Raw genomic sequence first — 16566 nt, 5'->3', positions numbered from 1 at the left:
CCATGTCCCTGTTCCGCAAAAGCGCGCTTGATCGCCTGTCCGGCCCGGAACGGCTCGACACCGTGTTCGTCGCGGCGTCGCCCGGCTACTGGATCGCCTTCGCCGCCCTGGCGCTGCTGGTCGGTGCCGCGGTGGCGTGGTCGCTGCTGGGACGTCTGCCGACGCGCGTCGCCGGGGAAGGCATCCTGCTGAGCGCGCGCGGCGAGGTGTTCTCCGCCCCGGCCAGGGGGCCGGGCTCGCTGATGGAATTCCGGGTCAAGCCCGGCGAGCGGGTGGTCGCGGGCCAAACGGTGGCGATCCTTGATCAGACCCTCACCATCCGCAACCGCGATTCCGAAGCGGCAACGCTGGAACGGATGCAGGCGCGTCATGCCGATCTCGTTGCCGAGGATCGCGAGCAGCGTGAGCGCCGCGCCGCCATCCTCGACGCGCAGCAGCAGGCTCTGGCGGAACAGCTCGGGCGGGCGCAGAGCCGCTTCCGGGCAATGAGCGCCCTGGCAGCCGACCAGCGCAGCCTGCTGGGACGCGGTCTCACCACCCGTGCCCGCGTGCTGGACGTCGAGCGGGAGTTGAACGACCTGGCCGAGCGCATCGACGGGCTGGAGCAGAAGACGCTGTCGCTGACCGCCGAGGAGTTGTCGCGGCAGGCCGAGTGGCGGCTCAAGCTGCTCGATCATGAGAACGACATCAAACGCCAGCAGGACAGGCTCCGGACCGTGGAACTGGAACTGCGCACCAACTCCACCGTCGAGGCGCCGGTGGACGGCATCGTCACCGAACTGTCCGCCTCGCTCGGCGACTTCATAGCCGCCGGCGCGCCGGTGCTGCGCATCGTGCAGGAGGCCCGGCAGTTGGACGCCCTGGTTTTCCTGCCGCCGCTGAAGGCCAAGCAGGTCCGTCCGGGGATGGCGGTCCAGGTCGAGCCCGGTGTGGCCAAGAAGGAGGATTACGGGGCGATTCCGGGCCGCGTGCGCACCGTGTCGGACCTGCCGGCGTCGCGCGAGGCGTTGGCCTCCATGCTGCACAACGACGAACTGGTGCGCCTTTTCATGAAGGATGGACCGCCGATCATCGTGCGCGCCGATCTGGAAACCAGGGCGGACAGCGTGTCCGGGCTGCGCTGGGCGGGAGGCGATGGGCCGGATTTCCGCATCGAGCCGGGGACGCTCGCCCGACTCACCGTGTCGGTGCGCGAGCAGGCGCCCGCCACGCTGGTGTTGCCGTTCCTGCGCTCGCTGATCGGGGCCTGAGATGGTCCGCCGGTTCGGGCGCCGCCGCGGCCGCAGGGTGCGGACGCCGACGCTGTTGCAGATGGACGGGGTGGAATGCGGTGCCGCCTCACTCGGCATCGTGCTGCACCACCACGGCCGCCATCCGCCGCTGGAAGAACTGCGCGTCGAATGCGGCGTGTCACGCGACGGCAGCAAGGCCAGCGACATCCTGCGCGCCGCCCGTCGGTACGGTTGCGAGGCCAGGGGGATGAGGCTGGAGCCGGCGGCGGCGCTGGAACTGGCCATGCCATTCATCGCCCACTGGAACCTCAACCATTTTCTGGTCGTCGACGGTACCGAGGGGGGCTGGGTCCATCTCAATGACCCGGCCACCGGGCCGCGGAGGGTGACGAAGGAGGAGTTCGATGCGGGCTTCACCGGCATCGCCCTGATCATCACACCCGGCCCGGAGTTTCAACGGGACGCCCGGCCCGCCGGCCCGTTGCGTCGGTTCCTGCCATTGGTGCGGCAGGCCGGGTCGGCGGTGACGCTGTCGGTTCTGATCAGCCTCGTCCTGATCGTACCGGGTCTGCTGATTCCCGCCTTCACCAAGATCTTCGTCGACGACGTGCTGATTCATGAGAAGACCGATTGGTTGCGCCCGCTGATCGTCTTCATGATCGGCACAGCGGTGGTCTACGGCGCGCTGAGCTGGTTGCAGCACCTGGTGCTCCTGCGGGCTCAGACGGCGCTTGCCATCAGCGAATCGACACGCTTCCTCTGGCATCTGCTGCGCCTGCCGGTGGAGTTCTTCGCGCGTCGCCACACCGGTGACGTTGCCAATCGGGTGGCCGCCAACGACCGGCTGGCCGGGGTCGCCGCCACCCAATTGGGCACCGGCGCGGTCAACGCGATCACCGCCGTCTTCTACGCCATGGTCATGCTGTCGCTCGACGCCGCGATGGCGCTGGCCTGCATGGTGCTCGGCACCGGCAACCTTGTGGTGTGGAAGCTGCTGGCCCGCCGCCGCGAGGATGCCGGGCGCCGCCTGGCCCGGGACCTCGGCCGCTTCGAAAGCGCCACCGTCACCGGCATCCTTGCCATCGAGACGCTGAAGGCTACCGCCACCGACGACGATTACTTCGCACGCTGGTCGGGCCTCCAGGCAATCCACAACACCAACCAGCGCCAGCTCGGCGGCTACGGCATCGCGACATCCGCGATGGCGCCGCTGATCGGCGGCCTGACCACCGCGGCCATCCTGGGGCTGGGAGGGATGCGGGTGGTCCAGGGAGACATGACCATCGGCACGCTGGTCGCCTTTCAGATGCTGGTGCAGAGCTTCATGGGGCCGCTGGCGTCCCTGGTGGCCGTGTTCGGCGTGCTGGTGGAGGCCAGGGCCGACCTCGCCCGCGTCGACGACGTCATGCGCCACCCGCAGGACCGTCCCTTTGCCGAGCCGGTGAGCGACCCGGCGCCCCGCCGTCTGGAGGGTCGGGTCACGCTGGACGGTGTCAGCTTCGCCTACCAGCGCTATGCCCCGCCGCTGATCGAGGGCTTCGACCTGGAGGTCGCCCCCGGCGCCCGCATCGCCCTGGTCGGCGGTTCGGGCAGCGGCAAATCCACCATCGCCAAGCTGATTGCCGGTCTGCACCCGCCCCGGAGCGGCGTCATCCGCTTCGACGGCGTGCCGATGGAGATGCTGCCGCGCCCGACCCTCGTCGCCTCGATCGGCGTGGTCGGGCAGGAGGTTCACGTTCTGTCGGGCAGCGTGCGCGAGAGCCTGTCCATGTGGGATCCCACCGTTTCCGACCGGGCGCTGGCTGATGCGCTGGCCGACGCGGACGTGATGGAGGTGGTGGCGTCGCGGCCGCGCGGTCTGTCGGCACCGATTGACGAAGGAGGAGTCAACTTCAGCGGCGGACAGGCCCAGCGCCTTGCCATTGCCCGCGCACTCGCCCGCAACCCGTCGATCCTGATCCTGGACGAAGCGATGTCGGCGCTGGACCCCCTCACCGAGCAGCGGATCGACGAGGCGATCCGCCGGCGCGGCTGCACCTGCATCGTTGTCGCGCACCGTCTCAGCACCGTGCGCGACGCCGACGAGATCGTTGTTCTCGACCGCGGCCGGGTGGTGGAGCGCGGCCGCCACGACGATCTCGTCGCCCGCGACGGCGTCTACCGCCGGCTGATGGTGGCGGGGTGAGCGCGATGCCCGGCGACGTGATCCGGCTCGGCGCCGAACCCCTGACCCTTCAGGGCAACCGCCCGTTGCGCCTGGACGGGGTGCCGCGCCTGCTGCTGGTGACCGAAGGGCGGGTGTCGGTGTTCGCCGTCCGGCTGGATGCGGCCGGCGAGCCTTCCGGCACCCGCCTGCATGTGGTGACGGCAGGGGTCGGCGATGCCTTGCCCGGCTGGCCGCAACGCGGCACCGGCATCGGCCTGTTCGCGATCGCCATCGGTGTGGCGTGCGCGATCGTGCAGCCGCGCGAGACGCTGGCGCCCGGCGATGCCGACCGTCTCGACACGGTGCTGGCAGCGTTCGGCCTCACCCGAGCGCCGGCCGACGTTCCGGCCGACGCGCTGTGCCTGGAGCCCGGCGGGACCCTGCGCTTCGACCGGGCCCGGACGGTGGTTTGCCACCGGGTTGGCTGGGTTCTGGTGGACGGCGACGCGGATCCCCACCTGCTGACGTCGCGGATCTGGCATACGGTCGCGGCCGACCGCTGCGCCCACGGCCTCAGCACCGCGCAGGTGGTGGCCGGTCATGGGTGGGGGCCGGTGGATGCGGTGTGCGGCGAGGTTCTGCTGTGGCTGGCGGCCGAGATCGGCCTGACCGGACTGGAGGCGCGCGAGACCATCGAGGCGCGCAGCGATCACGACGGCGCGGCCGTCGACGGCGCGCTGCGGGCCGCCGCCGGCATCCTCGGCGGCCTGACGGCCATCGACGGGACGGCCGTTCCCGGCGATGCCGCCGCCGCGGCGGTGCACCGGGTGGCAGGCCATCTGGGGATTCCCGTGCGTCCGGTGCCGGACGGCGCGGCCGGGGGCAATCTCCTGACCGTGACGCAGCGCCTGGCCCGCGGCAGCGGCTTCCGCTGCCGCGCCATCACGCTGCCGACGGCCTGGTGGCGGCGCGACATTCCCTCCTTCGTCGGTTCCCGGAAGGAGAACGGTGCGCCCTGCGCCGTGCTGCGCCGCGGCCATCGGCGATACGAGATCGTCGATGGCGACGGCAGCCGTCACGCCGTGACCGCCGACGTGGCACGCCGGCTGGCCCCGAACGGGGTTGCGCTCTACTGCCCGTTGCCGGCCCGCGCGCTGAAGGCCGGTGACCTGCTGGAAACCGCCTTCCGCGGCTCGGGCGAGGATATCGTCCGGGCGATGCTGTTCACCGTGATGGCGGTGCTGCTCGGTCTGCTGGTCCCGGTTGTCACCGGCGTGCTGGTGGACGAGTCGATTCCCTTTGCCGAAACGACCACCATCATCCATATGGCGCTGGGCCTTGCCGCCGTCGCGGTGGGCAGCGCCATGTTCTCGCTTGTCCGTGCCCTGCTGCTGCTCCGCTTCGAGGGCCGCGCCGACGCCCGGCTTCAGGCTGCGGTGTGGGATCGCATGTTGCGCCTGCCGGCCGGGTTCTTCCGCCGCTTCCACACCGGTGACCTGCTGATGCGGGCGCTCGGCCCCACGCAGCTTCGCCGGGTGGTTGCCGACACCTTGCTGTCGACCGTACTGTCGGCCGTGTTCTCGGTGGTCAGCTTCGTTCTGATGCTGAGCTACGACAGCCGGCTCGCCGTCGCCGCGCTGGGGGTGTCCGGTGTGGCCGCCCTGCTGCTGTCGGCGACCGCCATGGTGCAGCTCCGCTTCGAACGCCGTTTGGCCGAGCGGGCGGCCGAGACCTCCTCGGCGCTGATCGATACGGTGAACGCGCTGCCGACGGTTCGGGTCAACGGGGCGGAGGATCGCCTGTTCGCCCGTTGGCTGCGCCTGTTCGCCGCCCAGCGGCGGGAAGGGTTCCGCGCCGGCATGGCCGGGGCGGTGTTCGCGTTGCTGAGCACACTGATCCCGCTGCTGTCGACCCTGGTGTTCTTCCTGGTCATCGCCTCGGCGCAAACGCCGATCACCGTCGGCGACTTCGTCGCCTTCAACGCCGCCTTCGGCCAGTTCCTCGGTGCTGCACTCGGTGTGGTGACGGCGCTGACCGCGTCGCTCGACGCGGTGCCGATTCTCAAGCGGATGAAGCCGATCCTCGATGCGGTGCCGGAGAGCACCGACGACCGGCCGGAGGTCGAGGCGTTGCAGGGCGCGGTAGCGGTCAGCGGCGTCACCTTCCGCTATGGCGACGGCCCGGCGGTGCTGGAGGACGTCAGCGTGAGCGCTCCGCCGGGGTCCTTCGTGGCGTTGGTCGGGCCGTCGGGCTCGGGAAAATCAACGCTCTTCCGTCTGCTGCTGGGGTTCGAGACGGCCGAACGCGGCTGCGTGTCCTATGACGGCCGGTCGCTGACCGACGTGGATCCCGCATCGGTGCGCCGCCATCTCGGCGTCGTGCTCCAGCGCGGCACGCTGCTGCCGGGAAGCATTCTGGAGAACATTGTCGGGTCGGCGCCGCTGGGTATCGACGATGCGTGGGAGGCGGCGCGGCTGGCCGGGCTGGAGGATGATATCAGGGCCATGCCGATGGGCATGCACACCCTGCTGTCCGATGGGGCGGCGACGCTGTCGGGCGGTCAGCGTCAGCGTCTGATGATCGCACGCGCCATCGTGCGCCGCCCGCGCGTCCTGCTGCTGGACGAGGCGACCAGCGCTCTCGACAACCGGACACAGGCGATCGTCGCCGACAGTCTGGCCCGGCTGAACGCCACCCGCATCGTCATCGCCCACCGGCTGAGCACAGTGGTCCACGCCGACCTGATCTGCGTGATGGAGCGCGGCCGCATCGTCGAGCGCGGCACCTATCGCGACCTGATGGCACAGGACGGTCCGTTCCGGGCGATTGCCCGCCGCCAGATTCTCGATCACGCCCCCCCGGCGGTCCGGGCCGGGTAAAGCGAATGCATCCAGCGTTGCAGCACGCTGTCGGCGTCCCCGGAATCGGCGGGGGCGAGGAGGCGGCGCATGCCGTCGGCGATGGCGCGCGCCTCGCCGGGCGTCAATCCGTAGATGGCGCGAAAGGCCCGGCTGAACGATGCCTCCGATCCGAATCCCCGGTGCAGCGCGATGTCGATCACCCGCGTCCGTCCCGGCTGCGGCGTGACGAGATCGGCGAACGCCCGTGACAGGCGCCGTTCGCGGATGTGGGCCGCCACCCCGCCGAGAGGATCGAACAGGCGGTAGAGGCTCGACCGTGACAGGCCGAAGGTGCGGCAGATGGTGTCCGCGTCCAGATCCGGGCTATCCAGCCGCTCGTCGATGAAACGCTTGATCCGCGCCAGCATCGCTGCGTGCAGTTCGGCCCGCGGCGGCTCGTGTGCATCGATTGTGGAGCCGAGGCAGGCGGCGACCAGCCCGGCGGTTCCCCCCGCAACCGCCCGGGCCTCCCGCTCGGTCATGTCGGGCAGCCGGTCGCAAAGCGTGCGCAGGTGATCACCCAGCAGAGAGCCGACCGCCGATGCCCCCGGCAGGATCGTGCCGTGCAGCGTGTCCGGGCTCTTGACCAGCGGAGCGAGGCTGTCGCGCGGGACGACGATGGTGATGTTGCGGAAGGTATCGGCGCGGGTCGAGAGCGGTCGCGTGAGATCAAGCACGCAGACGTCGCCCGCCCGCATCTCCACCTCGCGCCCGCCCACCGAGCCGGCATAGCCGCCCTCCAGATAGACCTGGACCAGATAATGTTCGATGGCGCTGCGGGCGATGGTTGCGCCGCTGCGCCGGAACCGTACGGCGGAACCGGCGGTATCCGACAGCAGAAGCCCGCCCAGGTGATAGGTGGTCATAGATCCGGTGAAGCTGTCGACATCCTCCCGATGGTCCGGCTCCACGTCGAAGACGATCGACAGGATGTTCCGCCAGCGTTCGAAGCACGCGGCACCGGTCAGCGACGCGCGACCGAAAGTCAGCACCGGAAGTTGTGAATTGATCCGCGCCATCCCGGCATCCCGTACCATCGGCGGTTCCCCGCAGGTCTGCGGCGATTGTAGCGATCGTATATGCACACGAACAGTCCCGGGTGCCGGCGAAGAAACCACCGAATCCTCCGGATCCGGAGGGTGGGCCGGGCGGGCAGGGCAACCGGATCGGCGTCGCTCGAACAACGCAGTGCGTGACATTGCGCCGCAGCGCGCTACTCTCGGCACCGTTCCGTCCGACCGCAGCCGAAGTGAGCCCGCCCATGCCGTCCGATTTCCTCGTTCAGAACCCGTGCGCCGCGGAAGAGCCTGCCTCCGCGGACACGCCGTTGCGTGACGACGTCCGGCTGCTCGGCCGGCTGCTCGGCGACACCGTGCGTGAGCAGGAGGGGGAGGAGGTCTACGCCGTGGTCGAGGCGGTGCGCCAGGCCTCGGTGCGCTTCAACCGGCACGACGACGCCTCGGCCGGCCGGGAGATGGCCGAGATCCTCAACGGCCTGCCGCGCGACATCATGATCTCGGTGGTGCGCGCCTTCTCGTACTTCCTGCACCTGGCCAACATCGCGGAGGACCGCCATAATATCCGCCTCAACCGCGAGCAGGCCGCCGCCGGCACGCCGGCGCGCGAGGGCTCCCTGCGCCACGCGCTGGAGCGGCTGGAGGCGGCCGGCGTCGGGGCGGACCGGCTGGCCGCGGTCCTGGCGACCGCCCTGATCAGCCCCGTGCTGACCGCCCACCCCACGGAGGTGCAGCGCAAGAGCATCCTGTCGCTGCAGCGCAAGGTGGAATCCCTGCTCGACGCCCGCGACCGCGGCCGCCTGACGCCCGAGGAGGAGGCCGAGGCGGACGAGGAGCTGAAGGCCGCCATCCTCACGCTCTGGCGCACGCGCATGCTGCGCCCGCACCGTCTGGCGGTGATCGACGAGGTGAACAACGGCATCTCCCACTACACCGACACGTTCTTCACCGAACTGCCCAGGCTCTACTGCCATTTCGAGGATCTGCTGGCGCAGCGCCATCCCGACCGGGACTGGCGCCTGCCCGCCTTCTTCCGCATCGGCTCGTGGATCGGCGGCGACCGCGACGGCAACCCCTTCGTCACCGCCCCGATCCTGCGCGAGGCGGTGCGGCTCCAGTCGGCGGCGGCGCTGGACCATTACCTGACGGAGGTGCACGCGCTGGGCGGTGAGCTGCCGCTGTCGCAACTCCTCATGCCGATCTCGCCGGAGCTGGCGGCGCTGGCCGACCGCTCCCCGGATCCCTCGCCCCACCGCCGGGACGAGCCGTTCCGGCTGGCGCTGACCGGCATCTACGCCCGCCTCGCCGCGACGGTGCGCGACCTCGACCATCGCGAGGCGCCGCGGCACGCCGTCGGCAAGGCGGAGCCCTACGCCGCCAGCGCCGAGTTCCTGGCCGACCTGCGGGTGCTCGACACGGCGCTCAAGGCGCACCGGGCGGAGCGGCTGGCCCGCGGGCGGCTGCGCCGGCTGATCGTGGCGGCCGGTGTGTTCGGCTTCCACCTCGCCCCCATCGACCTGCGCCAGAACTCCGACGTGCATCAGCGCACGGTGGCGGAGCTGCTGGCGGTGGCCGGCCGCTGCGCCGACTACGCGGCCCTCGACGAGGAGGCGCGCATCGCCCTGCTGGCCGAGGAGATCGCCAGCCCGCGCCCGCTGCACTCGCCCTACCACGCCTATTCCGAGGAGACGGCCGGCGAACTGGCGATCTTCTTCACCGCGCGGGAGATCAAGCGCACCTACGGCGACGCCGCCCTGCCCAACACCATCATCTCCAAGACCGACGGTGCCTCGGACCTGCTGGAGGTGGCGCTGCTGCTGAAGGAGGCCGGCCTGCTGACGCCGGGCGCGCAGCCGCACCTCGCCATGAACATCATCCCGCTGTTCGAGACCATCGACGACCTGCGCCGTGCGCCGGCGACCATGGAGCGGCTGTTCACGCTGCCCGCCTACCGCGCCCTGCTGGCGTCGCGCGGCGGCGAGCAGGAGGTGATGCTGGGCTATTCCGACAGCAACAAGGACGGCGGCTTCCTCACCTCGGGCTGGGAACTCTACAAGGCGGAGCTGGAGCTGGTGCGGCTGTTCGACCGCCACGGCGTGCACCTGCGCCTGTTCCACGGCCGCGGCGGCTCGGTCGGCCGCGGCGGCGGCCCCGCCTACCAGGCGATCCTGGCCCAGCCGGTGGGGGCGGTGAACGGCCAGATCCGCATCACCGAACAGGGCGAGGTCATCGGGTCCAAGTTCGGCAACCCGGAGATCGGCCGGCGCAACCTGGAGATCATGACGACGGCAACGCTGGAGGCGTCGCTGCTCGACATGGAGAACGACGTGGAGCCGGTGGACTCGTTCTACGACGCCATGGAGCAACTGTCGCAGAAGGCGCTGCGCGCCTACCGCGGGCTGGTCTACGAGACGCCGGGCTTCACCCGCTACTTCCGCGCCGCCACGCCGATCTCCGAGATCGCCACGCTCAACATCGGCAGCCGGCCGGCCTCGCGCAGCAAGTCCGACCGCATCGAGGACCTGCGGGCCATCCCGTGGGTGTTCTCCTGGGCCCAGTGCCGCCTGATGCTGCCGGGCTGGTACGGATTCGGCAGTGCGGTGGAGGCGTGGCTGGCCGACACGCCGGACGGGCTGGAGCACCTGCAGCGCATGCACCGCGCCTGGCCGTTCTTCCGGGCGCTGCTGTCCAACATGGACATGGTGCTGGCCAAGAGCGACCTGGCCATCGCCGCCCGCTACGCCGAACTGGTGGAGGACGCCGAGCTGCGCGACGCCATCTTCGGCCGCATCCGCGCGGAGTGGGAGCTGACCCGGCGCCACCTGCTGGCCATCACCGGGCGCGACGACTTCCTGGCCGACAACCCGCTGCTCAAGCGCTCGATCCGCAACCGGTTCCCCTACATGGACCCGCTCAACCACGTGCAGATCGAACTGCTGCGCCGGCACCGCGCCGGCACCGACGACGAGCGGGTGCGCCGCGCCATCCTGATGTCCATCAACGGCATCGCCGCGGGGCTGCGCAACAGCGGTTGAGACCTGCGGCCGATCTATCCCGCCACCAGCCGCCGGCGCAGGACCGCGACGGCGGCGATGCGGATCTCGGCCCAGCCCAGCCGCTCGGCCATGTCGTGCACGGCGGCCACCCGCAGCGTCCCGTCGCGGTCGCCCGGCGGGGCGGCCGCCACGGCGTCGAGCAGGGCGCGCACGCCCGCGTGCAGCTCCTCCGTCAGGGCGAGGGCCGCCGCCGCCGGCTCCGCCGCCCCGTGCAGGCGGGTGGCGAAGGCGTAGAGGGCCGCCAGCATCCCCAGCCGTCCGGCGAAGGCCCGGGCGTCCGCCCCCGCCGCCGCCTCGGCCCGCAACTCCGCCACGGTGAGCGCGGTCAGGCGCCGGGCGTGGCCGATGAACTCGGCGATCACCGCGTCACCCACGGCGCGCAGGCGCAGGGCGTCCCCGGCCTCCGACAGGCGTCCGGCGATGGCCAGAAGCTCCTCCACCCGCGCCAGGACAAGGGCGACGCCGAAGCGCGCCGCCGCCCGCGCCGCCTCGTCGCCCTCCGGGACCGCGGCGAGGCCGTCGTCCGGCGTGCCGGCCAGGGCGTCCGCCAGGATCAGGTTCACCTTGCGCATCACCTGGTTGGCGAACAGGTTCAGCGTGCCGCGGGCGGCGCGCAGTTCCCGCTCGGCGCCGAGCGTCTCCAGCGCCAGCAGCAGCACGTCGAGGCGCAGGAAATCGGCGGCGATGGGGCCGAGGTCCGGCTCGTCGCCGGCCATCAGCAGACGGCTCAGCCGGTCGGCGTAGAGCTGCACCGCGCTCTGCACCTCGAAGACGGCGGCGTCGATGGCCGCCGCCGCGTCTTCCCCGCCGTCCAGCCGGTCGGCGGCGTCGCCGAGCCGCGCCAGCAGGCGCACCAGCCGCATCCAGTCGTCGCGCGCCTGCCCGGGCCCGGCCCCCGGCGCCGGCATGGCCGCGGCGACCAGGGCCGCCAGCGGCACCACACCGTCCTCCACCACCGCCGCGCGCAGCCCGGGGCGGGCCGGCGCCGCCAGGGCGTCGTCCAGCAGCCGGGCGATCCCCGCCAGCTCCTTCTCGCTCAACGGCACGGCGGCCAGCGCCGCGATGCGCGCGCGCAGGGCGTCGGCGGCCGCGGGCGCGCCGGTGGCCGTCGCGGCCGGGATCAGGGTCACCCCGGCGAGGGTGGCGTCGGCGTCGAAGGCCGCCGCGGCCGCGTCGAGGGCGGAGCGGAAGGCGGCCGCGCCGGGGTAGCGGCGCGCGGGGTCCTTCTCCAGCGCCGTCATCACCACGGCATCGACGGCGGGCGGCAGGTGGGGGGCCACCGCCGAGGGCGGCGGCGGCGCGTCGAACAGGATCTTCTGCATCACCTCGGCGACCGAGCCGCTGAACGGCCGCCGCCGGGTCAGCAGCGCGTACAGCACCACGCCCGCCGAGAACAGGTCGCTGCGGGCGTCGGCCGGCCGGCCGTGCAGCAGCTCCGGCGCTATGTAGGCGGGCGTTCCCAGCAGATCGCCGGGACCGGTGATGTCGGAGCGCGGGATCTGCGCGATGCCGAAGTCCATCACCTTGGGCACCAGGGCATCGTCCACCATGATGTTGGCCGGCTTGACGTCGCGGTGGACGATGCCGAGGGCGTGGGCGTGGGCCAGCGCGTCCAGCACCGCGCCCATCAGCGCGATCGCCCGGTCCGGCGCCACGCCCCCCGTCTCCATCCGGTGCTTGAGGTCGCGGCCCTCGGCCAGTTCCATCACCAGATAGGGGCTGCCCAGCCACTCCCCGTGGTCGAGCACGCGCACGATGTGCGGGTGGGCCAGGCGCCGGCCGATCTCCGCCTCGCGGCGGAACCGCGCCAGCACCACCGCCCGCTCGGTCGAGGCCAGCAGATCGCCGCGCAGCAGCTTCAGCGCCACCGCGCCGCCGTCCGGCGCTTCGCCGCGGTAGACCGTGCTCATCGCCCCCTCGCCCAGGGGGGCCACCACCCGGTAGGGCCCGATCCGCGGGGGTGTGGTGTCCGTCAGCCTCATGGGCCAGCCTCTTGGGCGTCGGGGTCCCGTTCCAGGTCGTGCCAGCCCCACCGCTGCCAGCCGTTGTCCAGGAAGGCGGCGAAACGCTCTCCCGCCGGCAGGCCGCGGCAGGCCACCAGGGACGGCGTCACCCAGTGGCCGCCGCGCGTCCACCACAGGCTGGGCCGGTCGGGCAGGTCGCCCACCATCGCGCGCAAACGCGCCCGGTGCAAGGGGATGTCCGTGTCCGGGGCTGCGGTTCCGGGCGGCGGTGCGAGCGCCGTTACCGCCGCCGCGACCGCGTCGGGATCGCCGCGGCGGGCGGCGGCCTCCGCCCGTCCGTACCAGGCGGCGCCGGTGAAGGGCACCGCGGCCAGGTCGATGCCCGCCGGCAGCGACGCCGCCACGGTGAAGGGGTAGAGGCGTCCCACCCGGTCGGCGCCGGGCAGCAGCACGCCGGCCACCGCCGTGTCGCCGCACAGGCCGGGCGACAGGGCGAAGCGCCACACCGGGCCGGCGGCGAACAGCCGCTCCCACGCGGCGCCCAGGCGCATGCGGCTTTCCACCAGCGCCCCGCGCACCCAGTCGTCCCAGGGCGTCAGGAACGCCGGCGGCAGCCCCTGCTGCACGAAGTCGCCGCGGGCCGGCAGCTTGCCGTGGAAGCCGGGGCCGAAGGGCGGCATCGCTCAGCCCCGGCGCGGCGGCGCGGCGGCGTCAGCGCCCATGGTCCAGCACCTCGCCGACGCGGGCGATCAGCGGGTCGTCCAGGGGAACCGCGGCGAAGCCGATGGCAAAGAGCGTGGCGAGGTGTTCGCCCAGCGCCCGCCGGCGGTCGCCGTTGTCGGGGCCGGGCAGCGTCTGCTGCCAGTCCGCCGCCATCCAGGCGCCGACGAAGGCGGCGTCCAGGGGCTCGCGCCCGCCCAGCATGTGGTAGGCGCGCAGGGACCGGCGCAGCCAATCGGGCCGGGCCCAGCCGGTGCGCAACTGCTCCTCCAGCCGCAGCACGATGCGCGACAGGAAGATGCTGCGCAGCGCCCGGCGGTAGACATCGTCGGCCAGGCCGCCCAGCCGGTCCCCCTGGTACAGCCCGCCGGCCAGCCGCCACGGCCGGTCGGCGTGGCCGGCGGGGATGGCGCGCAGGGCATCCAGCGCCGGCAGAACGGCGGCGAAATCGGCGTCGGCGACGCGGGTCAGCGAGCGCGGCGGGGTGTCCAGCGCGCGCAGGCGCGCCTCCGCCACCGACACGGCGGCGGCGACCCGGTTGATCAACACCACGTTGCCGCCGTGGCTGTGCACCCAGTAGCCGGCGACGGCGACGCTGCCGGCCAGGGTGGCGGCGATGGCGGCGCGCTGCCGGCGCCGCTCGCGCCGGTCGGTCACGCGGTCGATGCCGGCGAGGTTCGCCTCGGCGAACACCACATCGTGGAACAGCCGGTCGAGGAAGCAGCTCACCGGCTCCTCCGGACCCGCCTCCACCGGCAGGGCGGGGGCGGTGCGCAGGGGGCCGAACGGCGCGGCCAGCCGGTCCACCTCCGCCCCGCCCCGGGTGGCGCTGGTAAAGTAGACGCCGCGCAGCAGCAGCGCCTCGTCCTCCGGCCCCACCGCGAAGGCGGTGTCCAGCAGGTCGGCCAGCGGCCCTTCCAGCGACGCCATCTGCACGGGGAAGGTGAAGGCGAGGCTGCGCCGCGCGATGTCGGGTTCCTGGTGCAGACGCTCCGGCAGCCGTTCGTCCAGGCGCCGCAGCAGGCCGAGGTAGGCGTCGCGGAACCAGGCGGACGGGCCGGCGGCGCCCGGACCGTTGCCGGGGGGGAAGGTGATCCCCCAGACCTGCCCCCGTTCGTCGGGGGTCAGGGTGTCGAAGAAGGTGCTGAACCCGGCCAGCAGGTCGGCCTTGGTGCCCACCACGTAGACCGGCACCCGCTGGCGCAGGTTGCGCTGCAGCTCCTGCAGGCGGCGGTGCAGGGTCAGGGCGTAGGCGCGCCGCTCCCCGTCGCTCCAGGCGGCGAGGTCGGCCAGGCTGACGGTCACCAGGACGCCGTTGACCGGCCGCTGCGGCCGATGCTCCTTCAGCAGGTCGAGCAGGCCGATCCACACCCGCGAGTCCACGGGGTGGCGGCTGTCCTGGGTGGTGTAGCGCCCGGCCGTGTCGATCAGCACCGCATCGTCGGTGATCCACCAGTCGCAGGTGCGCGTTCCGCCCACCGTGTGGCGGGTGGTGTCGAGGGACGGCAGGGGCACGGCGTGGGGCTGCGCCCCCGGCGGGAAGTTCAGGCCGGCCGCCGCCAGGGCCGTCGTCTTGCCCGATCCCGGCGCGCCGATCAGCAGATACCAGGGGCGCTGGTGCAGCGTGCGCCGGCCGCGCAGGCGCAACGCGCGCAGGCCGGCCGCCGCCTCGCCCAGGCGGTCGCGCAGGGTGCCGATCTCCGTCGCCGCGGCCCGGGCGTCGGGATCGCCCGGCGGCAGGCCGGCCAGGGTCGCCACCAGCCGGTCGTGGGCCGTCCGCTCGCGCCGCACCCCCCGCCATGCGGCCAGCGCCCAGGCCCCCAGCACCAGCAGCCCCGGCAGGGCGCGCGCCGCCCCCTCCTCCAGCGGCCGCTGGCCGGCCACCGACAGGAGCGGCGCCAGGTGCCACAGCACCGCCGCGGCGGCCGCCGCGCCGGCCAGCCCCATCGCCCGGCGCAGGCCGGGGGTGGCGGGGAGGCGGATCAGCGCACGGTGCGGGAACGGCGGCATGGCGCGGTCACCGGGGGTAGAAGAGGACGTCGACCCGCCGGTTGGCCAGGCGGCCCTCGCGGGTGTCGTTGGCGGCCACGGGTTCGTCGTCGGCCCGGCCCTGCGCCGTGACGCGGCCGGGACCCAGGTGCCGTTCGAGGATGGCGGCCACGGCGCGGGCCCGCGCCTCGGTCAGCTCCCGCGCGCCGGCGAAGCGGAGGGAGCGCACCGGCGTGTCGTCGGCGTGGCCGAGCACGAGCACCGGACCGGGCAGCCCGGCCAGCGTCTCGCCGATGCGCTCCGCCACCGCGCGGTAGCGGGCGCGCAGATCGTCGCTGCCGCCGGGGAACAGGTTGCCCTGGATGCGGATCACCAGGGCGCCGTCGGTTCCCGGCAGCACCCGGACGGCGTCGGACCGGATGTCCGGCTCCAGCGCCCGGGCGATCGCGGTGGCCAGCGCCGGGGTGGCGGCGGGCGGCGGCGGTGGCGCCGTGCGCGCCATCTCGATCGGGCGGTCGGGCAGCAGCGCGGCCAGACGCCCGGCCACGGGATCGCTGCGCTCGGCCAGGGAACCGGCCAGGACCAGATAGAGCGCCAGCAGCAGCGCGCCGGCCACGGCGGCCGGCACCCACAGCGGCACGGTGCGCGCCAGCGGCCGGAAGCGTCCGCCGACGCCGCGCCACGCCGGCGACAGGGCGCGGTCGGTGCGCCGCCGCTCCCGCCGCAGCAGGCGGTAGAGGCTGTCGCGCAGGTGGGCGAGGTCGTGGCCGCCGCGCGGGTGGTTGCGGTACTTGCCCTCGAACCCCAGGGACAGGCAGGCGTAGAACAGCTCCAGTTCGTTGCGGTGCAGGTGCGGGTTGCCCAGCATGGTGGTCAGCAGGTCGAAGAAGCGCTCCGCCGCGCCGGCGTCCCGTTCCGTGGCGGCCACCAGCCCGTCGCGCGCCCACACGGAGCGTGCGCCCCAGGCGGTGGCCAGGACCAGATCGTCCAGGGTGGCGCACAGGGCGAAGCGGCCGACCCGCACCTCCTCCGACGGCACCCCGGCGGTCACCGCGGCGGCCTCGAACCGGCGCACCTCGGCAAGCACGAGCCGGCGCAGGGCGTCGGGATCCTCGTGGGCGGGCAGGTCGCGCAGCCGCCCGGCAAGGTCGAGCAGCGGCGCCGCCGCCCCCAGCAGCGGATTGCGCACGGCCCGTGCCAGCGCCGCCGCCGGCCACGGGGGATCGGACGGCACGGTCAGGCGGATCGGACCCGCCGCCGCCGCGCCGCCCTGCGCCGCCACCGCACTGTCGCCTCCCGGACGCATGCCGATCCGTTCTCCCGCTGGCCGACCGGCCCGCACCCGGTCCCGTTTTCCGTCGCGGGCAAGGTATAGCAGGCGGGGCCGGGGCGGTCATCCACGGCAACCCGCCGCATCCGAAGCACCCGACGCCAACGGGGGCGGGGACGGGAGGGGCGCCCTGTGCTATAGGGGCACGAACGGAGGGCGGGGAAGGGCGGCGAAAAATCTGTCGTCTTCGCCGGACGGGCGGGATAAACGTCG

The 16566-nt window shown here is 73.0% G+C and carries 9 protein-coding genes; 4 read left to right on the top strand and 5 right to left on the bottom strand.

Annotation, left to right across the window (positions count from 1 at the left end; all coding sequences use genetic code 11):
* Positions 1 to 2 precede the first annotated feature (2 nt).
* From G472_RS0116015 to G472_RS33610, 3 genes are read left to right on the top strand one after another with little or no spacing between them, the layout of a single operon-like run.
* The gene (locus G472_RS0116015) at positions 3 to 1250 is read left to right on the top strand and encodes an NHLP bacteriocin system secretion protein (RefSeq protein ID WP_029009203.1); all 1248 of its coding nucleotides are present in this window, start codon (positions 3 to 5) and stop codon (positions 1248 to 1250) included.
* Position 1251: 1 nt separating this feature from the next.
* Entirely contained in the window at positions 1252 to 3417 is a 2166-nt protein-coding gene (locus tag G472_RS0116010; RefSeq protein WP_029009202.1) for an NHLP family bacteriocin export ABC transporter peptidase/permease/ATPase subunit, read from the top strand.
* 5 nt (positions 3418 to 3422) lie between these two features.
* Entirely contained in the window at positions 3423 to 6257 is a 2835-nt protein-coding gene (locus G472_RS33610; RefSeq protein ID WP_051340893.1) for an NHLP bacteriocin export ABC transporter permease/ATPase subunit, read from the top strand.
* Here G472_RS33610 and G472_RS33605 read toward each other — a convergent pair.
* Positions 6227 to 7297, bottom strand: coding sequence for an AraC-like ligand-binding domain-containing protein (locus tag G472_RS33605; RefSeq protein ID WP_051340892.1), 1071 nt, complete (start codon positions 7295 to 7297; stop codon positions 6227 to 6229). The two genes, G472_RS33610 and G472_RS33605, sit on opposite strands and share 31 nt — an antisense overlap.
* Before the next feature lie 308 nt (positions 7298 to 7605).
* Between G472_RS33605 and ppc the strand changes: the two genes are divergently transcribed.
* Positions 7606 to 10329 carry a phosphoenolpyruvate carboxylase gene (gene ppc / locus G472_RS0115995; RefSeq protein ID WP_029009201.1) on the top strand — a complete coding sequence of 908 codons (2724 nt, stop codon included), beginning with the start codon at positions 7606 to 7608 and terminating at the stop codon, positions 10327 to 10329.
* Positions 10330 to 10343: 14 nt separating this feature from the next.
* Here ppc and G472_RS0115990 read toward each other — a convergent pair whose 3' ends face one another.
* Genes G472_RS0115990 through icmH form a run of 4 tightly spaced genes read right to left on the bottom strand, consistent with a single transcriptional unit; the run spans position 10344 to position 16329 of the window.
* Positions 10344 to 12332: a serine/threonine-protein kinase gene (locus G472_RS0115990; protein ID WP_029009200.1), complete on the bottom strand. Its 1989-nt coding sequence runs from the start codon at positions 12330 to 12332 to the stop codon at positions 10344 to 10346.
* The gene (gene tagF, locus G472_RS33600) at positions 12329 to 12994 is read right to left on the bottom strand and encodes a type VI secretion system-associated protein TagF (protein ID WP_035692613.1); all 666 of its coding nucleotides are present in this window, start codon (positions 12992 to 12994) and stop codon (positions 12329 to 12331) included. The genes G472_RS0115990 and tagF overlap by 4 nt, the downstream gene beginning before the upstream one ends.
* A gap of 31 nt (positions 12995 to 13025) precedes the next feature.
* The gene (gene tssM, locus G472_RS33595; protein WP_051340890.1) at positions 13026 to 15044 is read right to left on the bottom strand and encodes a type VI secretion system membrane subunit TssM; all 2019 of its coding nucleotides are present in this window, start codon (positions 15042 to 15044) and stop codon (positions 13026 to 13028) included.
* Positions 15045 to 15051: 7 nt separating this feature from the next.
* Positions 15052 to 16329 (bottom strand): type IVB secretion system protein IcmH/DotU, encoded by a 1278-nt coding sequence (gene icmH / locus G472_RS33590; RefSeq protein WP_051340889.1) that lies wholly within the window; start codon positions 16327 to 16329, stop codon positions 15052 to 15054.
* Positions 16330 to 16566 lie beyond the last annotated feature (237 nt).

Source organism: Azospirillum halopraeferens DSM 3675 (assembly GCF_000429625.1).
Classification (GTDB): Bacteria; Pseudomonadota; Alphaproteobacteria; order Azospirillales; family Azospirillaceae; genus Azospirillum; species Azospirillum halopraeferens.
The sequence above is the reverse complement of the archived record's forward strand: the minus strand, read 5'-3'. Positions and strand labels throughout refer to the sequence as shown.